Origin of the sequence: Pseudomonas sp. LS1212 (assembly GCF_024741815.1) — a bacterium.
Lineage (GTDB): Bacteria > Pseudomonadota > Gammaproteobacteria > Pseudomonadales > Pseudomonadaceae > Aquipseudomonas.
In genome coordinates this window covers 5,310,411-5,331,202 of sequence record NZ_CP102951.1, presented here as the reverse complement: position 1 = coordinate 5,331,202, position 20,792 = coordinate 5,310,411, and the positions used below count along the sequence as shown (strand labels likewise).

The window sequence follows — 20,792 nt, the reverse complement described above, 5'->3', positions numbered from 1 at the left end:
CGAGCTCGGCAAAGGGAGAGTCCTGATGTTCAAGGCATTGCCGCTGTTAATCGTGGGCCTGATTGCCGGCTGCGCCAGTTCGCCTGAGCCGGCGTCCGAAAAGGCACCGGGCCAGCCGCAAGGTGGTTGCTATCAGTCCGAGTGGCAGGCGGAAACGGTACCGGTGATCAACAAACGGTCGGGCTCGGAGGGCTTGGAAAAATACGAGCCCGAGCAACAGCAACAAGCCCATGGCTGTCCTTGAGCGATCAAGGCGGCTGCTCTGATCGCGATCTTTGGCCTGTTACTCGACCAGAGGTCGCAACCACTCACAGGATTGTGAGTCGCATAAGTGTCATGGTCGGCTGGCCTTGCGGTTGGCAGCCTGGCACTGCAGATTGAGGAAGTGCAATGAAGGGAGCTCTTGCCCCGCTGGTATTTGCAGTGCTTGGCGGATGCGCAAGCGTCCAGGCTCCGGCACCGGATAACTGGACGCGCTGGGTCTGCGATACCCAGACCGAAGTGCTCTGGCGTTTCGCCGATACTGACCGTCAGGCAGTCGATGTACGCCTGGGTGGCGGTGATCAGGTGTATCGTCTGAAGTCTGAGCCGGGTGCATCGGGAGCGCTGTACAGCGATGGCGTCCTGGCGTTCCACACCAAAGGTGATGAAGGCCTGGTGTACTGGGTCGCCACCAACGATTTGATAGGCCGGGGCTGCAAGGCACCGTGACTGGCCGGATCGGCCTGCGCCGGTCCACACTACTTGAATAGCAGCCGCCGCTACGGCAGGCTTGCACGATTAACGACCCTCGTCCGGGAGAGATACACACAATGGCACTCATTAGCATGCGCCAGATGTTGGACCACGCCGCTGAATTCGGCTACGGCGTTCCAGCTTTCAACGTCAACAACCTTGAGCAGATGCGCGCCATTATGGAAGCCGCTGACAAGACTGACTCCCCGGTGATCGTCCAGGCTTCGGCCGGCGCGCGCAAATACGCCGGTGCACCTTTCCTGCGTCACCTGATCCTGGCAGCGATCGAAGAGTTCCCGCATATCCCGGTGTGCATGCACCAGGACCACGGCACCAGCCCTGACGTCTGCCAGCGTTCGATCCAGCTGGGCTTCAGCTCGGTGATGATGGACGGCTCGCTCGGCGAAGACGGCAAGACCCCGACCGACTACGACTACAACGTCCGTGTTACCCAGCAAACCGTCGCCATGGCTCACGCCTGTGGCGTTTCGGTAGAAGGCGAGCTGGGCTGCCTGGGCTCGCTGGAAACCGGCATGGCCGGTGAAGAAGACGGCATCGGCGCCGAAGGCGTGCTCGATCACAGCCAAATGCTGACTGACCCGGAAGAAGCCGCTGACTTCGTCAAACGCACCCAGGTCGACGCCCTGGCCATCGCCATCGGCACCAGCCACGGCGCCTACAAGTTCACCAAGCCGCCTACCGGCGACGTGCTGGCCATCGACCGTATCAAGGAAATCCACAAGCGCATCCCCAATACTCACCTGGTGATGCACGGTTCTTCTTCGGTCCCGCAAGAGTGGCTGGCAATCATCAACCAGTACGGCGGCGACATCAAGGAGACCTACGGCGTACCGGTTGAAGAAATCGTCGAAGGCATCAAGCACGGCGTGCGCAAGGTCAACATCGACACCGACCTGCGCCTGGCTTCCACCGGTGCCATGCGTCGTCTGATGGCCACCAACCCGAGCGAGTTCGACCCACGTAAATTCTTCGGCGCCACCGTCACCGCCATGCGCGACGTGTGCATCGCTCGCTACGAAGCCTTCGGCACTGCCGGCAACGCCTCGAAGATCAAGGCGATCTCCCTGGAAGGCATGTTCCAGCGTTACCTCAAGGGTGAGCTGAACGCCAAGGTCAACTGAGTTCGACCTGAAATGAAAAAACCCGCAGCGATGCGGGTTTTTTTTGCCCTGGAAGTCGGCTTCAAGTCTTGTCGTGATCGATGTCCAGCTTGTAGAAGGCCGCTTTTCCACCCTCGGTGGTGTAGCCGGTATTGTCCTGGGTATAAACCCCGGCCTTGAAATACAACGGCTTTTTGCTCCAGGTTTTACTGATCGGACTGTCCCAGTGAGAGCCGGCCGCACCGACGCCCAATGCTCCGCCCGGGCTCAGGTGAATCAAGTAGGAAAACTGCTTATTGAGCGCCACGTTCTCGGCAATGATGATGACCCGCCCCTCATCGTCGTCGGGCCTGATCCGGACCTTGGCGACGATGTTGCCGGTCTTCTTGCTGCTTTTGTACTGGTACTCCAGCTTCAGCAGTGGCTTGGTACTTTCATAGGCGTGGATCTGGCCGATGACGATCTTGCCGGAGGACGGTACCTGGTTCACGGCCAGGGTCGCGCGCAGAGGACCAGGCGGGCGGTGCCTTGCGCGAAGTGACCGTTAGTCGGCTTGCGGCTGATTTCAAGGGATGATGGCAATAGGCTTCCTTCAGGTTTGTTGGATCCACGTCTAGAGTTAGTTTCAGTCGAACTCCGGCATGTCGATGCTATAAGAGAGGCGCCATGGAATGCCTGCCACCCCAGTCTGATGACGGCAGCTCAGTCTTGCTGGTCGTTGATGATTACGTGGAAAACCTGATCAGCATGCGGGCCCTGCTCGAGCGCCATGACTGGAAGGTGCTGACGGCTGGCTCGGGGGTCGAGGCACTGGGAAAGTTGCTGGAGCATGAAGTCGATCTGGTATTGCTCGACGTCCAGATGCCCGGCATGGACGGGTTCGAGGTGGCACGACTGATGCGCGGCAGCCAGCGCACCAGCATGACCCCTATCATCTTCCTGACGGCCAACGAACAGTCCCAGGCCGCCGTACTCAAGGGCTATGCCTGCGGTGCAGTGGACTACCTGTTCAAGCCATTCGACCCCCAGATTCTCAAACCCAAAGTCCAGGCCCTGCTCGAACATCAGCGCGACCGCCGAGCCCTGCAACGCCTGACCCGGGACCTGGAGACGGCCAGGGCTTTCAACGCTTCGGTGCTGGAGAATGCCGCTGAAGGTATTCTGGTGGTCGATGAAGCCGGTCAGATCAGTTTCGCCAACCCGGCTGTTTCACGATTGCTCAGTGCTACCTTGCAAGAGTTGCAAGGGGTGGACCTGTTGCGGTTCATCCAGTCGCCGCCCGTTACCAACTGGCGCGAGTCGGTGTTCTACCGGGCCTATGTCCACCGCGACACCTACCGGATTCATGACGCGGTGCTGCGTACCGCGCCCGGCCAGTCTTTGCCGGTGGCCTTGTCCTGCGCGCCGCTGCCTTGTGAGCAGCGCGCCATGGTGGTGACTGTCCTGGATATGTCGGTGGTGCGCAATCTGCATCAGCAGCTCGAGCACCAGGCAGTGACCGATCCCTTGACCGGGCTGCTCAACCGCCGAGGCTTCTATCAGACCGTGGAAAGCACACTGGTGCGCAACGAGCGTTCGGACAATGTGCAGGCCCTGCTGTATCTGGACCTCGACGGTTTCAAGCGTATCAACGACACCCATGGGCACGATGCGGGCGATCGGGTGCTGCGCTGGGTGGCCGAGCAACTCAAGGATTGTCTGCGTCCCTATGATGTCGTGGCGCGTATGGGCGGGGATGAGTTCACCGTCTTGCTCGACTCGCTGGAGTACCCCGAGCAAGCGGCCAAGGTCGCGGAAAAGGTCATTGAGCGCATGTCGATCTGCCAGCAGATCGACGGGCTGGATGTCACCCTTGGCGTCAGTATCGGTATCGCCATCTACCCCGAGTGCAGCGTTACGCTCGATGGCTTGCTACGCGCCGCCGACGTCGCCATGTATGCCGCCAAACAGGCCGGTCGGCAGCAGTATCGCTTCTATGATCAGGACCTCAATGGGCGGGCGCGTTCACGCCTCATGCTCGAAAGCAGCGTGCGCGCCGCAATCGAGGACAAGGACTTCACGATGGTGTACCAGCCTCAGGTGGCGTTCGACGGCGGCCGCCTGCGAGGTTTCGAGGCATTGCTGCGCTGGCGGCATCCCAGCGTCGGTGATGTCTCGCCCGGCCTGTTCATTCCCTTGCTCGAAGAAGCTCGCCTGATCCATCGGTTGACCTGCTGGATCTATCAACAAGGCGCATGCCAGCGCAGGGCCTGGAAGGAGAGCTTCTCGCCAGACCTGGTGTTGAGCGTGAGTCTGAGCAATGCCCAATTCGCCATGCCCGATCTGGTCGCCCAATTGCAGCACGCCATTGATGCCAATGACCTCCAACCCCGGCAGCTGGAAATCGAAGTCGCCGAAACGTCCTTGATGCATAACCTCGAAGAGGCGGGTAAACAATTGTTGCGCCTGCGTGAGTTGGGCGTGCGCATCGCCCTTGATGACTTTGGCGCTGGCGATTGCTCCCTGAAAATGCTGCGTGACCTGTCGATCGACACGCTCAAGCTCGACCGGCACCTGGTCGCCCGGATAACCCACTCGCAACGTGACCAGGCGCTGGTGCGCAGTATCCTGGAACTGTGTCGGTGCTATGAGGTGAGCGTAATTGCCCAAGGAGTCGAAACCGCGAAGCAATCCCGATGGTTGATGGCCAATGGCTGCGAGTTCGTGCAAGGTTTCCTGGTTGCCAAGCCAATGACCGCTGAAGATGCCAGTCGTTTTCCAGCTCGATTTGACTGGGGCTAGTTCGTTACACTGCCGGTTCCATCATTTCGTTCACCGGCCATGACCGCGCTCAAGTACCTGCAAGCCTACCCCCAGTACCTGCAAGATCAGGTGCGCCAGATGATCATGCAGGAGCGCCTGGGCGAGTACCTGCAACAGCGCTATCCCGATCGCCATGCCGTCCAGAGCGACAAGGCGCTCTATGCCTATGCGCTGGTGTTGAAGCAGGAGCATCTGCGCAATGCGCCGAACCTGGACAAGGTGCTGTTCGACAACCGCCTCGACCTGACGCATCGAGCGCTGGGCCTGCACACCGCCATTTCCCGGGTGCAGGGTGGCAAGCTCAAGGCCAAGAAGGAAATTCGCATCGCCTCTCTGTTCAAGGAGGCGGCGCCGCAGTTCTTGAGAATGATCGTGGTGCACGAGTTGGCGCACTTGAAGGAGTCGGACCACAACAAGGCGTTCTACCAGCTCTGTGAATACATGCAGCCTGGTTATCACCAGTTGGAGTTCGACTTGCGCGTCTACCTGACTTACCGTGACCTGCCCGGCGTCGCACATTGCGCGCCGTGACCGACAAGGATTTTCCGATGGATGTCAGCAAGACCAAGAGCAGCTTCTACCGTCGCTTGTACGTAGCCTGGCTGATCGACAGCCAGGTCGCTGCCAGCGTCCCGGCCTTGATGGACGTCACTGGCATGCCGCGACGTACGGCCCAGGACACCATCGCCGCACTGGCCGATCTGGATATCGTCTGCGAATTCGAACAGCAGGATGGGGCTCGCAACCACGCCGGGCACTATCGAATTCGCGACTGGGGGGCAATCGACAAGCGCTGGATCGCCCAGCACCTGGAGCGGATCAAAGAGGTACTGGGTTACCCTTGACGGCCGCTGCTGCGGCGCATGCCGATATGCGGGATGTTATCCTCCAGGTACTGTTCGCCAGCCACTTCAAAGCCGTAACCGGCATAGTAACCCTGCAAGTGAGCCTGGGCCGACAGGTAGACGGGTAGCCCGGGCCAGCGTTTCTCAGCCTGTTTCAAGCCCTGTTCCATCAGTGCATGACCCAGCTTGCGGCCGCGCGCGGCAGGTGCGACCACGACACGGCCGATCACCACGTCACCGCCCTGGGTTTCGGGATCCAGCAAGCGCAGGTAGGCCACCAGCTCGTCCCCTTCCCAGCCCATCAAATGGCAGGTATCGCCCCCCAGATCCTGGCCGTCGACATCCTGATAAGGGCAATTCTGTTCGACCACGAACACTTCCGTGCGCAGTTTCAGAATGGCGTAGAGCTGCTCCTTGCCAAGATCCTCGTGATGTTTGCAGACCCAGTCGATGGACATGATGGTTTCCTGAGTAAATGACGGAACTGAAGGATGCATCGATCATAAAGCGAGATCGGAGGTTGTCGCGCCGTTGAAATCAATTGAATCCCTTTTCTCTCTCCAATTCTAGAAAACGTTTGATGAAGGCGGACGGTACTTATGAACACCTGCTCAAGCAGCATGGCATGTGATCAGGCCGGCGCGTCCTTGATCAAATGCGCCGCCAGGGTCCGCAATGGCCCCAACTGCCGGCAGATCAATGCCAGTTGGGTCTGCACAAGGCGCTGATCCTCATCGACCTCTTCAGGCATCTGCTCGAGGGCGCTGGCCAGTGCCTCTTCGTCATCGCTGTGAATGGCCACCGGCAGTTTGCTCGACAGGCCGGCAGCGATCTCGTCGATACTGCAGGCCAGGCTTTCTCCAGCGCCGTCGATCAGTTGCTCGCGCACGGGGGCGGGCAGGGGCGTTTCCCGGTGGGCACCCAGGCCTGACAGGTAACTGAGCAAGGTGTGCGACAGCACCAGGAAGCGAAAGCCCACGTCCGCTTCCTTTCGAAAGTGGCCGGGCTCCATCAGCATATTGGCCAATGTGGTCGAGAGCGCCGCATCGGCGTTGTGGGCGTTGCGCCTGGCCAACCGGTAGGCCAGGTCGTCGCGTTTGCCATGGGCGTACTGTTGCATGATCTGGCGCAGGTAGATGCTGTTGCAGCTCAGGGTCGTGGCCAGCACCTTGTTCAAGCGCCGGCCCTGCCAGTCGGGCAGGAACAGGAATACCGCCAGGCCCGCGATCAGGCTGCCGATCAGGGTATCGAACAGGCGTGGCAGGAACAGCCCATAGCCGTCGCCGACCTGGTTGAAGCAGAACAGCACCATCAGGGTGATTGCAGCGGTGGCCAGGGTATAGCGGCTAGTGCGGTAGACGAAGAACACCACTCCTGCAGCCACAGCGAACATCGATTGGATGATTGCGCTGGGGAACAGGTCGAACAAGGCCCAGCCCACGGTCAGGCCAATGGCCGTGCCGATGATCCGCTGCACCAGTTTGCGCCGCGTCGCGCCATAGTTGGGCTGGCAGACGAACAGGGTGGTGAGCATGATCCAGTAGCCCTGGGTCGGGTGGATCAGGTGCACCATGCCATAGCCGATCGACAGTGCCAGCGGCAGGCGCAGGGCGTGGCGAAACAGCAGTGAAGTCGGGGTCAAGTGTTGCCGCAGGCGATTCCAGACATCCGCCAGAGTGCGTGGGGAGCGGTCGAGCAGGCTGCTGTCGGTGGCATCGGCGAGGGTGTCCGGGTTGCTGGCGTCGTTGAGCAGGCGGTCGAGGGTGGCAAGGTTGGCGGCCAGTGCCCGTAATGAACGCAGCAGGCCGCGCCAGGCCGGGTTGCTCTGGATGCGCAGATGTTCCAGGGAGGCATCCAGATCGCTCATCGCCTGGGCAGAACTGGCGTCATAGGTAAAGGGCTGGCGTAACTGGATTGACTCTGACAGACGCCGACAGGCCGCTCCTTGCTGGCGCAGCAGGCGTTGGCAGCGGAACAGCACGTCACTGTGAAAGAAGGCTTCGGTCAGCGCGTTGTAGGGGTAGTGAGACGAGCTGGCGCGTTCGTGAATATCCTGGGCAAGAAAATACAGCTTCAGGTAGCGACTGACCTTGGAGCCAGGACGACCGTTGCCGACCCGGTGCAGGATGATTTCCTTGGCGGCATTGAGCGCGGCCACCACGCGACCGTTTTGCTGCGCCAGCTCCAGGCGCCGGGCTTCGACGTCAAGCTGGCGGATGGGTTCGAACAGGGTGGCCTTGAGCTTGAGGTAGTAGCCCAGCTCGCGATAAAGACTCGCCAGGCTCTGTTGCACCGGCTGGTTGGAAAACATTACTTGCCACAGCACCGACAGCAAGCCGTACCAGGCCGCACCGGCCACCAGCAGGATCGGTTCGTGCCAGAAATCGGTGACTTCGCCGCCGCGCTGGTCTACGCCGATCATGGTGTAGACCGAGAGAATCAACGTGGCCGAAGCAATCGCACCGTAGCGCTCTCCCAGGGCGCCGAGCATGGTCAGGCCGAAGCTGGCCAGCGCCAGGGCGCAGACGAACACAAGGGGATAGGGGAACAGCAGCTCCACCGAAAGCGCGGCGACGGTGAAACACACCAGCGTCACCGCCAGCGCGTTGATCCGGCCTTGCCAACTGTCGTCGGTCTCGGCCAAGGCGCAGGCGATGATCCCCAGAAACAGCGGGATCAACAGGGCCATTTCATCCTGGAACCAACACAACGCCATGCTGCCGGTCAGGGCGATGAACACCCGCAAGCTGTAGCTGAACTTGTCCAGCGCCCATAAGCGCCGCAGGGAGTGACGAAACGAAGTCGATGACATGTAAGGGCAGGCCTGCTGGGCGATTATCTAAATTGAGCCAGTATTGACGGCGGTGCAAGGCGGCTGTTCACCGCTCCTCATCGCTCTTTATCGCTCTTTATCAATACAAAGCAAAATCTGTTCCGTGATGCGCCGATAGTACCTGCCAATTATGCGAATTGCGCTGCTGCGTATGCGCTGGCCCAGGCCCACTGGAAGTTGAAACCGCCCAGATGACCGCTGACGTCCAGCACTTCGCCGATGAAGTACAAGCCTGGGCTCTTCAGCGATTCCATGGTCTTGGACGAGACTTCTCGGGTATCGACCCCGCCCAGGGTGACTTCTGCCGTGCGATAGCCTTCGGTGCCGGCCGGTACCACTTGCCAGCTGGCGAGCTTGCCCGCGACGTCGTCGAGTTCGGCCGGGGTGTATTGCTTCATTGGCTTGGATACGAACCACTGTTCGGCCAGCAGGTTGGCCATCTTCCTGGTAAAGATTTCTCCAAGCAGGGTCTTCAACTCGCTGTTCGGCCTTTCAGCCTGCTGCTGTTGCAGCCAGCTCAGGGCGTCATGGTCGGGCAGCAGGTTGATTTCGACGCTGTCACCCGGTTCCCAGAACGAGGAAATCTGCAGGATCGCCGGGCCGCTGAGGCCGCGATGGGTGAACAGGATGTTCTCGCGAAAGCTTTGCCCGTTGCAGCTGACCAGGCTATCGACCGAGGTGCCGGACAGCTCGGTGCACAGTTCCTTGAGCTGGTCGGTAATGGTGAACGGCACCAGCCCTGCGCGGGTCGGCAGGACACTGTGGCCGAACTGCCGGGCGATCTGATAGCCGAAACCGGTCGCGCCAAGGGTCGGAATCGACAGGCCGCCGGTAGCGATCACCAGCGACTCGCATTGCACCTGGCCAAGGCTGGTCTGCAGCAGGTAGCCGGCTTCCAGCTTTTCGATATGGGTCATCGAGGTTTCCATGCGCAGGTCGACCTGGACCTGTTCGCATTCGGCCAGCAGCAGGCCGAGGATGTCGCTGGATTTGTTATCGCAGAACAACTGGCCGAGTTTTTTCTCGTGGTAGGGCACGCCGTGCTTGCTCACCAGCTCGATAAAATCCCACTGGGTGTAACGCGCCAGGGCCGATTTGCAGAAATGCGGGTTCTGCGAGAGAAAATTGCTCGGTTCTGCGTACATATTGGTGAAATTGCAGCGGCCACCGCCGGACATCAGGATTTTTTTGCCGGGCTTGTTCGCATGGTCGATCAGCATCACCTTGCGGCCGCGACCGGCGGCGGTGAGGGCGCACATCAAGCCAGCGGCGCCAGCGCCAATGATGATTACGTCGGTAGAGCGCAAAACAATTTCCTCGGAATAGGGTGAGCAGCCTGTAACCCTGTAGCCGCTGGCGAAGCCTGCGCTGAGGTCCGTCAGGACCTCCCGGCGATCTTGGGATCATGCGCCCGTTTCACGGGCGGGCGCAGGCTACGCCAGCGGCTATAGGTGAGCGGTGGTGATCCAGATTAGAGAATCCGCACCCGCAACGAACGCCCCTTGATCTTGCCGCTGTTCAAGCGCTGCAGCGCCTGCTTGGCGATCCCGCGCTCGACTGCAACATAGGCCTGGAAGTCGAAAATCGCGATCTTGCCGACCTGCGCGCCAGGAATGCCGGCTTCACCGGTCAGTGCGCCGAGGATGTCACCCGGGCGGACCTTGTCCTTGCGCCCGGCGCCAATGCACAGGGTGCTCATTGGTGGCAGCAGGGGGGCACCGCCCTGGGCGCTCAACGAATCCATCTGCTCCCACTTGAGCGGTGATTTCTGCAAGTCTTCGATGGCCTGGGCGCGGTGGCCTTCGGACGGCGCGACCAGGCTGACGGCCAAGCCTTTCTCGCCGGCGCGGCCGGTACGGCCAACGCGGTGCACGTGGATTTCCGAGTCGCGGGCCAGTTCCACGTTGATAACCATGTCCAGCGCGTCGATATCCAGACCGCGCGCCGCTACGTCGGTGGCAACCAGTACCGAGGTGCTGCGGTTGGCAAACATGGCCAGGACCTGGTCGCGGTCGCGTTGTTCCAGGTCGCCATGCAGGGCCACTGCCGAAATGCCTTTGGCGACCAGATGATCGACCACTTCCTGGCATTGCTGCTTGGTGAAGCAGAACGCCACGCAGGACTGCGGACGGAAATGCGCGAGGGTTTTCACCACCGCTTCCATGCGCAGCTCTGGATCGATCTCGTAGAAACGTTGTTCGATCTGGGTGTCGTCATGCAGCGCTTCGGCTTTCACCTGCTGGGGGTTGCGCATGAATTTCGAGGACAGCTGCTTGATGCCCACCGGGTAAGTGGCGGAGAACAGCAGGGTCTGACGGCGCTCCGGGGTCTGCTCGATGATGTCGGCGATGGCGTCGTAGAAACCCATGTCGAGCATGCGGTCGGCTTCATCGAGTACCAGGGTGTTCAGGCCGTCGAGTACCAGCGAGCCTTTGCGCAGGTGCTGCTGAATGCGCCCCGGGGTGCCGACGATGATGTGCGCGCCATGTTCCAGCGAGCCGATCTGCGGGCCGAGCGATACGCCGCCGCACAGGGTCAGGACCTTGATGTTGTCTTCGGCGCGGGCCAGCCGGCGGATTTCCTTGGCCACCTGGTCGGCCAGCTCGCGCGTCGGGCACAGGACCAGTGCCTGGCAGCCGAAAAAGCGCGGGTTGATCGGGTTCAGCAGGCCGATACCGAAGGCAGCGGTCTTGCCGCTGCCGGTCTTGGCCTGGGCGATCAGGTCCATGCCCTTGAGGATCACCGGCAAGCTCTGCGCCTGGATCGGCGTCATCTGGGCATAACCGAGGGAGTCGAGGTTAGCCAGCATGGCGGCGGACAGCGGCAGAGTGTTAAAAGCGGTGGCAATGGTGGTCACGAGACTGGCCTGCAAAACAAAATGTCGCGCAGTGTACCAGCCTCATGGCTATTAGCCCTAAGACTCGATCTTGGGTTCCGGACGAAGGGCACGCCTTCCGTCTGCCCTGGACAGCTGCATGAAGATCGCCGCCGCCAGCATGGTCATGACGCCAATGGTGAAAAAGGTCAGTTTGAAGGCCTCCAGCGTCGTGCTCACGCCTTCGCTTGCACCCGCCGCGGTAAAGCCGCCGAGCAAGGCTCCTGCACAGGCGACGCCAAGGCTCAGGGACAGCTGCGCGACCACCGAGAGCAGGCTGTTGCCGCTGCTGGCGCTGGCGTCGTCGAGGTCGATCAGGGTCACGGTGTTCATGGCCGTGAACTGCATCGAGTTGACCGCCCCCAGCAGGCCCAGCTGAAACAGCAGCAAAGCGTACGGCGTGTTTTGGTCGACCAGGCCCAGGCTGGCCAGCAGCAGCCCCAATAGCAGGGTGTTGGCGGTGAGAATGTTGCGATAGCCGAAACGTTCGATGAGCGGGCGAGCGACCGACTTGGCGAACATGGCCGCAGCGGCCAGCGGAATCATGCTCATGCCGGCCTGGGACGGTGAATAGCCCAGGGCTACCTGTAGCAGCAAAGGCACCAGAAATGGCAGTGCGCCGCTGCCCAGGCGCGAGAACAGGTTGCCAAGGATGCCCACGGCAAAGCTGCGGGTGCGGAACAGGCGAGGCGAGAACAAGGTGTTGTCGACCTGCCCCGCCCGTAGCCAATACGCCGCCAGGCAGGCCATGCCGGCAAACAGCAGAAGCATGACGCGCAAATGTGGCAGGTGCAGTTCGCCAAGCCCCTCCATGGCGATGGTGATCAGGATCATCGCCGCCCCGAACAGCACAAAGCCGAGGCCGTCGAAACGGGTCCGTTCGCTGCCGCGCAGGTCCGGGATGAATCGCCAGACGGCATAACAGCCGACCAGTCCGACCGGCAAGTTAAGCAGGAAGATCCAGTGCCAGCTCAGGTACTGCACCAGCCAGCCACCCATGGTCGGCCCCAGCAACGGCCCCAACATGCCGGGCACGGTGATGAAGCTCATGATGCGCACCAGCTCCGAACGTGGATAGGCGCGTAGCACCACCAGCCTGCCGACCGGGAGCATCAGCGCACCGCCCAGGCCCTGGACGACGCGCGCCGCAATCAGCATGTTCAAGCTGTTGGACAGGGCGCAAAGCAGCGAGCCCAGGCTGAACAGCAAAATGGCGCCGAAGAAAATATTTTTGGTGCCGAAGCGGTCGGCAATCCAGCCCGAGGCCGGGATCAGCAGCGCCACGGTGAGCATGTAGGCGATGATCACCGACTGCATGCGCAGTGGGTTTTCAGCCAGGTCCAGGGCCATGGCGGGCAGGGCGGTGTTGAGGATGGTGCCGTCGAGCGATTGCATGAAGAAGGCAATGGCCACCACCCAGGGTATCCAGCGTGCGGTGGTGGCATCGAGGGGTAGGCGGTTGGGCATGGGGGTCCTTGTGTTGTCAGGTATTCCGTGTCGCCTTTATCGCTGGCAAGCGATAGCTGCGTCGCGGTCTACAACGTAAGCGTCAAACGACTGATCAACGCCCCGGGCAATTGCGTCGAGGACGTCTGCCGCTCGCTGTAGGTGCCGGTCGACAGAATCAACTCGCGATCCTGGGTCAACGCCTCCAGATGCATGCCCAACAGGTTGTACACGCTGTCATCGAAGCGCATGGTGCTGACCGGCGCCTGGATCTGGCCGTTCTCCACCCAGAAGGTGGCGAAGCGTGTCAGGCCGGTCATGCGTGCCGCCGGTTGATCGGAGTAGTTCAAGTACCACAGGTTGCTGATGTACAGGCCGGTGCCGAGCCGGTCGAGGATCTCGGTCCGGGGCAGGTCGCCTGGGGCCATGCTCAGGGCGCTGGGCGATTCGCCGCTGTTGGCGCCGTTACCGGTCAGGCCGTACTCGGCGGCGCTGCGTGAGTTGATCAGCCGGTCCTGGGCCTTGCCGGCACTGATGAGGGTCAGGTCGGTGCGTGGATAACCTTCCTCGGAAAATGCCGGGCTGAGGGAGCCGCTGACCTGCTCGGCCATGGTCACCCGTGGGTTGAGGCGGGCATCGTCGCTGTACAGGCGTTGCAGCGGGCTGTCCTTGCTGGCGAGCGATTGCGCGGAGAAACCGCCCCAGCAGAGCATGCCGATGATTTCGTCCAGCGCAGCGGGGGCCAGATAGGCGCGGTAATGCCCGGGCGCCAGGGTTTTCAGTGGGCGGCCAAGGAAAGCCAGTTGCTCGTTGGCATTGGCTAGCCGCAGGGCGAAGACTTCATCGCTCCAGTCCTGGCCGGCGTAGTTGGCCTTGACCGCTTGCCCGTTGGCGTGAAACAGGCTCCAGTCGAGATTGAAGCTGTTGGCCTGGTGCCAGCCGAACGCCCCCCATGAGCTGGCAAAGCCGCGGCTGATCGGGCCTGCGGCATAGATCCCGACCAGGTCCAGGCCTTGCGTGCCACGGCCGATCTGCTCGAGCACGTGAGCACTGTCTGGCAGCGGCTGGTCCTGCACCGTGGCACTGCGCCAAGGTTCGGTGTTGAGTTGCAGGTATGGATCCGGCGCAACGAGTGGCAGGATTTCGCGTAGCTGCTGCAGACCGTCGGTCAGCCGTTGCCGATCCACTTCGTACTCACCGCTCAGGGTCAGTTGCAAATCGGCCTGGCGGCCCTCGTGGATCAGCTTGAGCGTGGCATGGGCTTGCTGCACCTGCCCGGCCTGACGGACCTTGGCATGGTTGAAGCGAATGAAGTGCGACGCTTCGGCGTTGTAACTCAAGGTGAAGTGTTCAGGTTCGCTGACCGCGCCGAACAACTCGTCGACCAGGGCCCGGAAGGTTTCCACGCTATTGATGGCGGCAGGCATCAGGCATCTCCCCCGAAAACGTCGATCTGGCTGAAGACGCAGGCCGGTGAGGCGTGGCCTACGCGAACCACCTGGTTGGGTTCGCCCTTGCCGCAATTGGGTGTGCCCAGGACCTGGAAGGTGCTGGCATCGCCCACGGCGCTGAGGTTGCGCCAGAAGCCTGCAGAAATGCCGCGATAGTTCGGATTCTTCACCACGCCCTTGAGCTCTCCGTTCTCGATCAATTGCCCCCATTCGCAGCCAAACTGGAACTTGTTGCGGGCATCGTCGATGGACCACGAGCGGTTCGTCGCCATCAGAATGCCGCGTTCGATGCCGCCGATCAGCTGTGTCAGGCTTTGATCGCCCGGCTCGATGTTGAGATTGGCCATGCGGTCGATCGGGGCACGGTTCCAGCTGCAGGCGCGGCTGTTGGCGACGCCGTCCAGCCCTGAGCGAAACTGCGAGAGGGCGCCCCCCAGCGGGCGGATCAACAGCCCGTCGCGGATCAGGAGCTGCTTGTGTGCCGGGGTGCCGTCATCGTCATGGGCGTAGCTGGCCAGTTGCTCGGGAATCTCCGGGTCGAAGGTGACGTTGAGCAGTTTCGAACCGTACTGAAGCGTGCCGAAGTCGGCTTCCTTGACGAAGCTGGTACCGGCATAGTTGCGCTCATCGCCGAGGATGCGGTCCAGCTCCAGCGGGTGGCCAATGGATTCGTGGATCTGCAGCATCATCTGATCCGGCATCAGCAATAGATCGCGAGTGCCCTGGGGCGTGTTCGGCGCCAGAAGCAATTGCAGCGCCTGGTCGGCGATCTGCGCGCCCGCGCCGATCAAGCCGCAGCGGCCGATCACATCGGCACCACCCTGTTGGCCGAAGTTTTCCCGGCCCAGGCTGCGGGTCTGGCTGTCCTGGCCATCGTAGGCGGTAACGCTCAGGCCTGGAAAAACAAAGCGTTGGGCTTGGCGGATCTGGGCGCCGGCGGTGTTCAGGTAAATTTGCTCGACGGTGCTGACGCCCAGGCTGACTTGCCAATTCACCAGTCGGTCGTCCTTGGGTACGGCTGCCGATTCCTGGCCGAGCATTGCATGGCAATCGCCCAGCAACGGGAAAGGCTGGTCGAGGTTAGGCGAATAGTAATCGGCGTGGCTCTGGGCCACTGGCTGATTGCGCAGGTCGAGCAGTGCATGAGCGCTGATGCGCTCGGCCAGGTCTTCGGCTTGCTGCAAGGCCAGCTGAAGGCCCTGTTGCGAGAGGTCGCCGGTGGCTGCGTAGGCTTCGACACCGTTGAACCGCACGGTCAGCATCGCCCCTTCGTCGAGGCTCAGGCTTGGCGGTTCGGCGACGTTCTTGCGTACCGACAGGTGCTGGCTGGACTGACGAACATGGCGCAGCGAGAAAAACTCGGCACGGCTGCGCAGGGCGGCGAAGCGTTGCTTGAGCAGGGCGGTGGTGTCGAACATGCGAACCTCCTTGTGAGTGCCAGCGATGAGGCCCGCAAGCGTAAAAGTTAAATCGGGCAACCCTTGCTACGCAAAATCGCATCAAACCGATCCGGATCCAGCGTCCCGGCCTCAATGGCCTCCAGGGTCGCCTTCTCCCGCGCCAGCAGGTCGTGGCAACGCACCAGCAACTCCGGCAATTCCGACCGGGCGGCAGCGACCACGCCGTCACCGTCGCCGATCATCAGGTCACCGGGCATCACCAGCATGCCGGCGCAGGAAATCGGCACGTTGATTTCGCCGCCGCCATCGGTGCTCGGGCCGCGATGCACGCTGCCGATGGCATAGGCCGGCAGTTCGCCGCTCTGCCATTCGTCGAGGTCGCGCAGGGCGCCGTTGATGACCACGCCGACAATCCCGGCCTTGAGCGCCATGGCGCGCATGATCCCGCCGAAAACGGCGCGGGTCAGGTCGGCGCTGCCGTCGATCACCAGCACGTCGCCGGGGCGGGCCATCTGCATGGCCTTGAGAATCATCAGGTTGTCGCCAGGGCGAACCCGCACGGTCAGGGCACTGCCGAGCATCGGCGCGCTACCGTGGAAGGGCTTGAGGCCAAGACCGCCGACATTGCGGCCCAGACAATCGCTGACGGCAGCGGCGGGGATCTTGCTGAATTCCTTCAGCCATTTGGGATCGAGGGGTTCGGCGTTGGGATTGATCAGGTAGCCGGTCGGCCATTTGCTCGAAGAAACGACATCAAACATGAGTAAGCCTCAAAGCCGGCGAGCGCCAGCGTGTCGGATGGGGGCGGGGAAGGTCTAGCTTAGGCTTGTGGCGGGCAGGTGAGCAAGCCCGTAGCCGCTGCCGAAGGCTGCGCTGAGGTCCGGCAGGACCTCTCTGCGATCTCGGGATCGAGCGCCCTTTGCAAGGGCGAGCGCAGCCTGGCGGCAGCGGCTACAGATATTGCGGTGTAGCAGATTACTGCGCGGCTTTGCTCACTTCACGCAGCGGCTTGCCTTTGACCGGCGCGCCATTGGCGACGTAGTACTTGGCGGTGCTGCGCGACAGGGGCTTGCGGCCACGGATCTTGTCGGCGATTTTCTCGGCCATCATGATCGTCGGCGCATTCAGGTTGCCGGTAGTGATGATCGGCATGATCGAGGCATCGACCACACGCAGGCCCTGCATGCCATGCACGCGACCTTCGCCATCGACCACGGCCATTTCGTCGGTACCCATCTTGCACGAGCAGGACGGATGGAACGCGGTTTCGGCGTGCTCGCGAATGAACGTGTCCAGTTGCTCGTCCGTCTGCACCTCGATGCCCGGGCTGATCTCGCGACCACGGTAGGCGTCCAGTGCCGGCTGCGCCATGATCTCGCGGGTCAGGCGGATACCGTCACGGAATTCCTGCCAGTCCTGCTCGGTAGCCATGTAGTTGAACAGGATGCTCGGGTGCTGGCGCGGGTCCTTGGACTTGGCCTGGATGCGACCCCGGCTCGGCGAACGCATGGAGCCCATGTGTGCCTGGAAGCCGTGCTCCTTGACGCCGTTACTGCCGTTGTAATTGATCGCGACCGGCAGGAAGTGGTACTGGATGTTCGGCCACTCGAACTCCGGACGCGTACGGATGAAACCACCGGCTTCGAACTGGTTGCTGGCACCGATGCCAGTACCGAGGAACAGCCACTCGGCACCGATGGCCGGCTGGTTGTGCAGCAAAAGCGACGGATACAGCGACACAGGCTGGGTGCAGGCGTACTGCAGGTACAGCTCGAGGTGGTCCTGCAGGTTTTCGCCGACGCCCGGCAAGTCGTGAACGACCGGGATGTCGAGTTCTTTGAGCAGTTTGGCCGGACCGACGCCGGAACGCTGGAGTAGTTGCGGGGAGGCGATCGCGCCGCTGCAGACCAGGACTTCCTTGCGCGCCTTGGCCTGGATGCGAGTGTCGCTGTCGCCGACCAGATAGGCTACGCCGACCGCGCGCTTGCCGTCGAACAGGATGCGATCGGTCAGGGCATGGGTGACGATGGTCAGGTTCGAACGCTGTCTGGCCTGATCCAGGTAGCCACGGGCAGTGCTGGAGCGACGGCCTTTAGGCGTCACAGTACGGTCCATCGGACCGAAACCTTCCTGCTGATAGCCGTTCAGGTCCACGGTACGAGGGTACCCGGCCTGCACGCCGGCTTCGACCATGGCGTGGAACAGCGGGTTGTTGCCGGCCTTGGGCGTGGTCACGCTGACCGGGCCTTCGCCGCCGTGATAGTCGTTCGCGCCGATGTCGCGGGTTTCCGCCTTGCGGAAATACGGCAGGCAGTCCAGGTAGCTCCAGTCTTCCAGGCCTGGCAACTTCGCCCAGCCGTCATAGTCCATGGCGTTGCCACGGATGTAGCACATGCCGTTGATCAGCGAGGAGCCACCGAGGCCCTTGCCGCGACCGCACTCCATCCGACGGCCGTCCATGTACGGCTCCGGGTCGGTCTCGTAGGCCCAGTTGTAGCGTCGGCCTTGCAGGGGGAACGCCAGTGCAGCGGGCATCTGGGTGCGGAAGTCCAGGCGGTAGTCGGGGCCGCCGGCTTCGAGCAGCAGAACAGTGACGCCTGCGTCTTCAGTCAGGCGGGTCGCCAGGGTGTTACCGGCAGAGCCGGCACCGACGATGATGTAATCGAATTCTTGGGACATTGAATGCACCCTCTTGAAATGTGGTCAGGTCGGGCCGTTGCGAGTGCTTTGCACTCGATCGCTGGCAAGCCAGCTCCCACAGTGAGTTGGTGTTGCATACCCTGTGGGAGCGGGCTTGCCCGCGAAGACGGCTTCGCAGGCGACGAAAGGCTTTCTTAGAAAACCGAACCGTAATTGCCCAGCTCAACCTGTACCGATTTGATGCGAGTGTACTGAGCCAGCGAGCTGATGCCGTTCTCGCGGCCGACACCGGACTGCTTGTAACCGCCGACCGGCATTTCCGCCGGCGACTCGCCCCAGGCGTTGATCCAGCAGATACCGGCTTCCAGTTGATGGATAACGCGGTGAGCGCGGGTCAGGTCGTTGGTGACGATACCGGCGGCCAGGCCGAACTCGGTGTCGTTGGCGCGACGGATGACTTCTTCCTCGCTGTCGTAGCTGAGGATGCTCATGACCGGGCCGAAGATTTCTTCGCGCACGATGGTCATGTCGTCGGTGCAGTCGGTGAAGACGGTCGGCGCGACGAAGGCGCCCTTGGCCAATTCACCTTCGGTCAGGCGCTCGCCGCCGCACAGTACGCGTGCGCCTTCTTCCTTGCCCTTGGCAATGTAGCCCAGCACGTTTTCCATGTGGGCGAAGCTGACCAGCGGGCCGAAGTTGGTGTTCTCGTCCTGCGGGTTGCCAATGCGGATGCGTGCTACGCGCTCGGCGATCCTGGCTTCCAGCGCGGCCTTGAGTGCGGTCGGAACGAATACGCGAGTACCGTTGGTGCAGACCTGGCCGGAGCTGTAGAAGTTGGCCATCATGGCGATGTCGGCGGCGCGATCGAGGTCGGCGTCTTCGAAGATGATCAGCGGCGACTTGCCGCCCAGTTCCATGGTGACTTCCTTGAGCGAAGAACTCGAGGCGCTGGCCATGACCTTCTTGCCGGTATCGGTACCGCCGGTGAAGGAGATTTTTTCGATGCGCGGGTGCTCGGTCAGCCAGGTGCCGACTTCGCGGCCGCTGCCGGTCAGGACGTTGAACACGCCATCGGGCAGGCCGGCTTCGGTGTAGATCTCGGCCAGTTTCAGGGTGGTCAGCGAGGTGACTTCGCTCGGCTTGAAGATCATCGCGTTGCCAGCGGCCAGGGCTGGAGCGGATTTCCACAGGGCGATCTGGATCGGGTAGTTCCAGGCGCCGATACCGACGGTCACGCCCAGTGGCTCGCGACGGGTGTAGACGAACGAGGTCTGGCGCAGCGGGATCTGCTCGCCTTCGATGGCCGGTACCAGGCCTGCGTAGTATTCCAGCACGTCGGCACCGGTAACGATGTCCACGTAACGGGTTTCGGAGTAGGACTTGCCGGTGTCCAGGGTTTCCAGCGCGGCCAGCTCGTCGTTGCGCTCGCGGAGGATTTCCACGGCGCGGCGCAGGATGCGCGAACGCTGCATGGCGGTCATCGCGGCCCAGACTTTCTGGCCTTTTTCGGCGCTGGCGACAGCGCGCTCGACGTCTTCTTTCGATGCACGTTGCACCAGTGCAAGGACTTCGCCGTTGGCCGGGTTGATGGCTTCAAACGTGGCGTCGCTGGTCGCGTCCACGTAACCACCATCGATGTAGAGTTTTTGCAGTTCGAAACGGGCCATAGTGTCCTCGCAAGTGCATTGTGGTGGGCGGTTACCGCCGCATCGATGCCTATATCTGTTCGGCTACCTTTGCGCGCGGCTGTTCAGGGGCTTGGCTCTGTATGCCTGGGCTCGCCTGTTTTGCCAGTTGTAGATCCATGTATTCGTAAGCGATTTGCTGCGCCTGGTCGGTGTCGAAAGCATCTCCCGACAGCGCACCGCGCAACCACAAACCATCAATCAACGCCGCCAGGCCGCGCGCCGCGCTGCGCGCTTCGTGCAACGGCAGGACACGGCGGAACTCGCAGCACAGGTTGGAGTACAAGCGGTGATCGTTGATCCGCTGCAACCGGTGCAGTGACGGCTGGTGCATGCTGGAGGCCCAGAAGGCCAACCAGGTTTTCATTGCCGGGCCATTGACCTGGCTCGCATCGAAGTTGCCTTCGATGATTACCTGCAGGTGAGCCCGCGGGCTGTTGTCTCGCAGCGCCAGTCTGCGCGCGGCGACGTTTTCAGTCAGTGCATTCATCAGGTAACGCATGGTCGCTGCGATCAGGCCGTTCTTGTCCTGAAAGTAGTGACTGATGATGCCGTTCGACACGCCGGCCAACCGGGCGATCAGCGCAATGCTGGCATCCCCCAATCCGACCTGGTCGACGGCCATCAACGTGGCTTCGATCAATTGCTGGCGGCGTATGGGTTGCATACCGACCTTGGGCATCTTGCAAATCTCCTCAGGCCTGCGACCAGTCGTCGCAACGACGACCCGGCGTAAGCCAGTCTATTTTGTTTTGATTGAACGTTCAATCAACAAAGAATAAGCTCTGCGACAAATTGTGCCATTGACATGCTTTTGGGCGCGTTCAGCTGGCACCAATTGGCACCCGAAAACGTTCGTAACCCACTGATTATCTGGGATCGCGGGCTCTCGAGGTGCTTTTATATCACTCGTGGCTGTGTGGCTATTGCACCATTTGCGCGGGTGATGCGTTTGATTG

At 61.7% G+C, this 20,792-nt stretch carries 17 protein-coding genes and 1 pseudogene; 6 read left to right on the top strand and 12 right to left on the bottom strand.

The features are described from left to right. Positions 1-25: 25 nt before the first annotated feature. The 3 genes from NVV94_RS24955 to fba all read left to right on the top strand — a co-directional run bounded on the left by NVV94_RS24955 (position 26) and on the right by fba (position 1,877). A complete protein-coding gene (locus tag NVV94_RS24955) occupies positions 26-244 on the top strand; it encodes a hypothetical protein (RefSeq protein WP_258444946.1) in 219 nt (72 codons plus the stop codon). Between the two features lie 146 nt (positions 245-390). After that, positions 391-711: an MliC family protein gene (locus NVV94_RS24950; protein ID WP_258444945.1), complete on the top strand. Its 321-nt coding sequence runs from the start codon at positions 391-393 to the stop codon at positions 709-711. Positions 712-812: 101 nt separating this feature from the next. Beyond that, positions 813-1,877, top strand: coding sequence for a class II fructose-bisphosphate aldolase (fba, locus tag NVV94_RS24945; RefSeq protein ID WP_216744059.1), 1,065 nt, complete (start codon positions 813-815; stop codon positions 1,875-1,877). Positions 1,878-1,938: 61 nt separating this feature from the next. Here the strand turns inward: fba and NVV94_RS24940 are convergent. Then, positions 1,939-2,364: pseudogene (locus NVV94_RS24940) on the bottom strand (polysaccharide lyase family 7 protein); the annotation flags it as partial. 158 nt (positions 2,365-2,522) lie between these two features. On the opposite strand from NVV94_RS24940, the gene NVV94_RS24935 reads away from it, so the two are divergent. Genes NVV94_RS24935 through NVV94_RS24925 form a run of 3 tightly spaced genes read left to right on the top strand, consistent with a single transcriptional unit; the run spans position 2,523 to position 5,503 of the window. Continuing rightward, a complete protein-coding gene (locus NVV94_RS24935; protein WP_258444944.1) occupies positions 2,523-4,637 on the top strand; it encodes a bifunctional diguanylate cyclase/phosphodiesterase in 2,115 nt (704 codons plus the stop codon). Between the two features lie 39 nt (positions 4,638-4,676). Continuing rightward, positions 4,677-5,189 carry a M48 family metallopeptidase gene (locus tag NVV94_RS24930; RefSeq protein WP_258444943.1) on the top strand — a complete coding sequence of 171 codons (513 nt, stop codon included), beginning with the start codon at positions 4,677-4,679 and terminating at the stop codon, positions 5,187-5,189. Between the two features lie 17 nt (positions 5,190-5,206). Continuing rightward, positions 5,207-5,503 carry a winged helix-turn-helix domain-containing protein gene (locus NVV94_RS24925; RefSeq protein WP_258444942.1) on the top strand — a complete coding sequence of 99 codons (297 nt, stop codon included), beginning with the start codon at positions 5,207-5,209 and terminating at the stop codon, positions 5,501-5,503. Here the strand turns inward: NVV94_RS24925 and NVV94_RS24920 are convergent. The 11 genes from NVV94_RS24920 to betI all read right to left on the bottom strand — a co-directional run bounded on the left by NVV94_RS24920 (position 5,494) and on the right by betI (position 20,515). After that, complete coding sequence (locus tag NVV94_RS24920; RefSeq protein WP_258444941.1) at positions 5,494-5,961, bottom strand: GNAT family N-acetyltransferase; 468 nt, start codon at positions 5,959-5,961, stop codon at positions 5,494-5,496. The two genes, NVV94_RS24925 and NVV94_RS24920, sit on opposite strands and share 10 nt — an antisense overlap. Before the next feature lie 173 nt (positions 5,962-6,134). Further along, positions 6,135-8,315 carry a YccS family putative transporter gene (gene yccS / locus NVV94_RS24915; RefSeq protein ID WP_258444940.1) on the bottom strand — a complete coding sequence of 727 codons (2,181 nt, stop codon included), beginning with the start codon at positions 8,313-8,315 and terminating at the stop codon, positions 6,135-6,137. A gap of 149 nt (positions 8,316-8,464) precedes the next feature. Next, positions 8,465-9,643 carry an NAD(P)/FAD-dependent oxidoreductase gene (locus NVV94_RS24910; RefSeq protein ID WP_258444939.1) on the bottom strand — a complete coding sequence of 393 codons (1,179 nt, stop codon included), beginning with the start codon at positions 9,641-9,643 and terminating at the stop codon, positions 8,465-8,467. A 164-nt stretch (positions 9,644-9,807) separates the two neighbouring features. After that, positions 9,808-11,145 (bottom strand): ATP-dependent RNA helicase DbpA, encoded by a 1,338-nt coding sequence (gene dbpA / locus NVV94_RS24905; protein ID WP_258447818.1) that lies wholly within the window; start codon positions 11,143-11,145, stop codon positions 9,808-9,810. A 105-nt stretch (positions 11,146-11,250) separates the two neighbouring features. Continuing rightward, a complete protein-coding gene (gene mdtD, locus NVV94_RS24900; RefSeq protein ID WP_258444938.1) occupies positions 11,251-12,678 on the bottom strand; it encodes a multidrug transporter subunit MdtD in 1,428 nt (475 codons plus the stop codon). Positions 12,679-12,746: 68 nt separating this feature from the next. Continuing rightward, positions 12,747-14,084, bottom strand: a complete 1,338-nt coding sequence (locus tag NVV94_RS24895; RefSeq protein ID WP_258444937.1) for a TldD/PmbA family protein — start codon at positions 14,082-14,084, stop codon at positions 12,747-12,749. Beyond that, the gene (locus NVV94_RS24890; protein ID WP_258444936.1) at positions 14,084-15,526 is read right to left on the bottom strand and encodes a TldD/PmbA family protein; all 1,443 of its coding nucleotides are present in this window, start codon (positions 15,524-15,526) and stop codon (positions 14,084-14,086) included. The genes NVV94_RS24895 and NVV94_RS24890 overlap by 1 nt, the downstream gene beginning before the upstream one ends. A gap of 47 nt (positions 15,527-15,573) precedes the next feature. Beyond that, positions 15,574-16,269 carry an RraA family protein gene (locus NVV94_RS24885; protein WP_258444935.1) on the bottom strand — a complete coding sequence of 232 codons (696 nt, stop codon included), beginning with the start codon at positions 16,267-16,269 and terminating at the stop codon, positions 15,574-15,576. Between the two features lie 214 nt (positions 16,270-16,483). After that, positions 16,484-18,187, bottom strand: coding sequence for a choline dehydrogenase (gene betA / locus NVV94_RS24880; RefSeq protein ID WP_258444934.1), 1,704 nt, complete (start codon positions 18,185-18,187; stop codon positions 16,484-16,486). Positions 18,188-18,342: 155 nt separating this feature from the next. Continuing rightward, on the bottom strand, positions 18,343-19,815 hold the full coding sequence (betB, locus tag NVV94_RS24875; RefSeq protein ID WP_258444933.1) for a betaine-aldehyde dehydrogenase: 1,473 nt from the start codon (positions 19,813-19,815) through the stop codon (positions 18,343-18,345). A gap of 49 nt (positions 19,816-19,864) precedes the next feature. Then, positions 19,865-20,515, bottom strand: a complete 651-nt coding sequence (gene betI, locus NVV94_RS24870; RefSeq protein ID WP_258444932.1) for a transcriptional regulator BetI — start codon at positions 20,513-20,515, stop codon at positions 19,865-19,867. Positions 20,516-20,792 lie beyond the last annotated feature (277 nt).

Bases quoted from the DNA above. Each gene is read 5' to 3' on its own strand.
- fba (WP_216744059.1), top strand. From the start codon at position 813: ATGGCACTCATTAGCATGCGCCAGATGTTGGACCACGCCGCTGAATTC.
- NVV94_RS24955 (WP_258444946.1), top strand. From the start codon at position 26: ATGTTCAAGGCATTGCCGCTGTTAATCGTGGGCCTGATTGCCGGCTGC.
- NVV94_RS24920 (WP_258444941.1), bottom strand. From the start codon at position 5,961: ATGTCCATCGACTGGGTCTGCAAACATCACGAGGATCTTGGCAAGGAG.
- betA (WP_258444934.1), bottom strand. From the start codon at position 18,187: ATGTCCCAAGAATTCGATTACATCATCGTCGGTGCCGGCTCTGCCGGT.
- NVV94_RS24890 (WP_258444936.1), bottom strand. From the start codon at position 15,526: ATGTTCGACACCACCGCCCTGCTCAAGCAACGCTTCGCCGCCCTGCGC.
- NVV94_RS24950 (WP_258444945.1), top strand. From the start codon at position 391: ATGAAGGGAGCTCTTGCCCCGCTGGTATTTGCAGTGCTTGGCGGATGC.
- dbpA (WP_258447818.1), bottom strand. From the start codon at position 11,145: ATGCTGGCTAACCTCGACTCCCTCGGTTATGCCCAGATGACGCCGATC.
- NVV94_RS24885 (WP_258444935.1), bottom strand. From the start codon at position 16,269: ATGTTTGATGTCGTTTCTTCGAGCAAATGGCCGACCGGCTACCTGATC.
- mdtD (WP_258444938.1), bottom strand. From the start codon at position 12,678: ATGCCCAACCGCCTACCCCTCGATGCCACCACCGCACGCTGGATACCC.
- NVV94_RS24930 (WP_258444943.1), top strand. From the start codon at position 4,677: ATGACCGCGCTCAAGTACCTGCAAGCCTACCCCCAGTACCTGCAAGAT.
- NVV94_RS24895 (WP_258444937.1), bottom strand. From the start codon at position 14,084: ATGCCTGCCGCCATCAATAGCGTGGAAACCTTCCGGGCCCTGGTCGAC.
- betI (WP_258444932.1), bottom strand. From the start codon at position 20,515: ATGCCCAAGGTCGGTATGCAACCCATACGCCGCCAGCAATTGATCGAA.
- NVV94_RS24925 (WP_258444942.1), top strand. From the start codon at position 5,207: ATGGATGTCAGCAAGACCAAGAGCAGCTTCTACCGTCGCTTGTACGTA.
- NVV94_RS24935 (WP_258444944.1), top strand. From the start codon at position 2,523: ATGGAATGCCTGCCACCCCAGTCTGATGACGGCAGCTCAGTCTTGCTG.
- yccS (WP_258444940.1), bottom strand. From the start codon at position 8,315: ATGTCATCGACTTCGTTTCGTCACTCCCTGCGGCGCTTATGGGCGCTG.
- betB (WP_258444933.1), bottom strand. From the start codon at position 19,815: ATGGCCCGTTTCGAACTGCAAAAACTCTACATCGATGGTGGTTACGTG.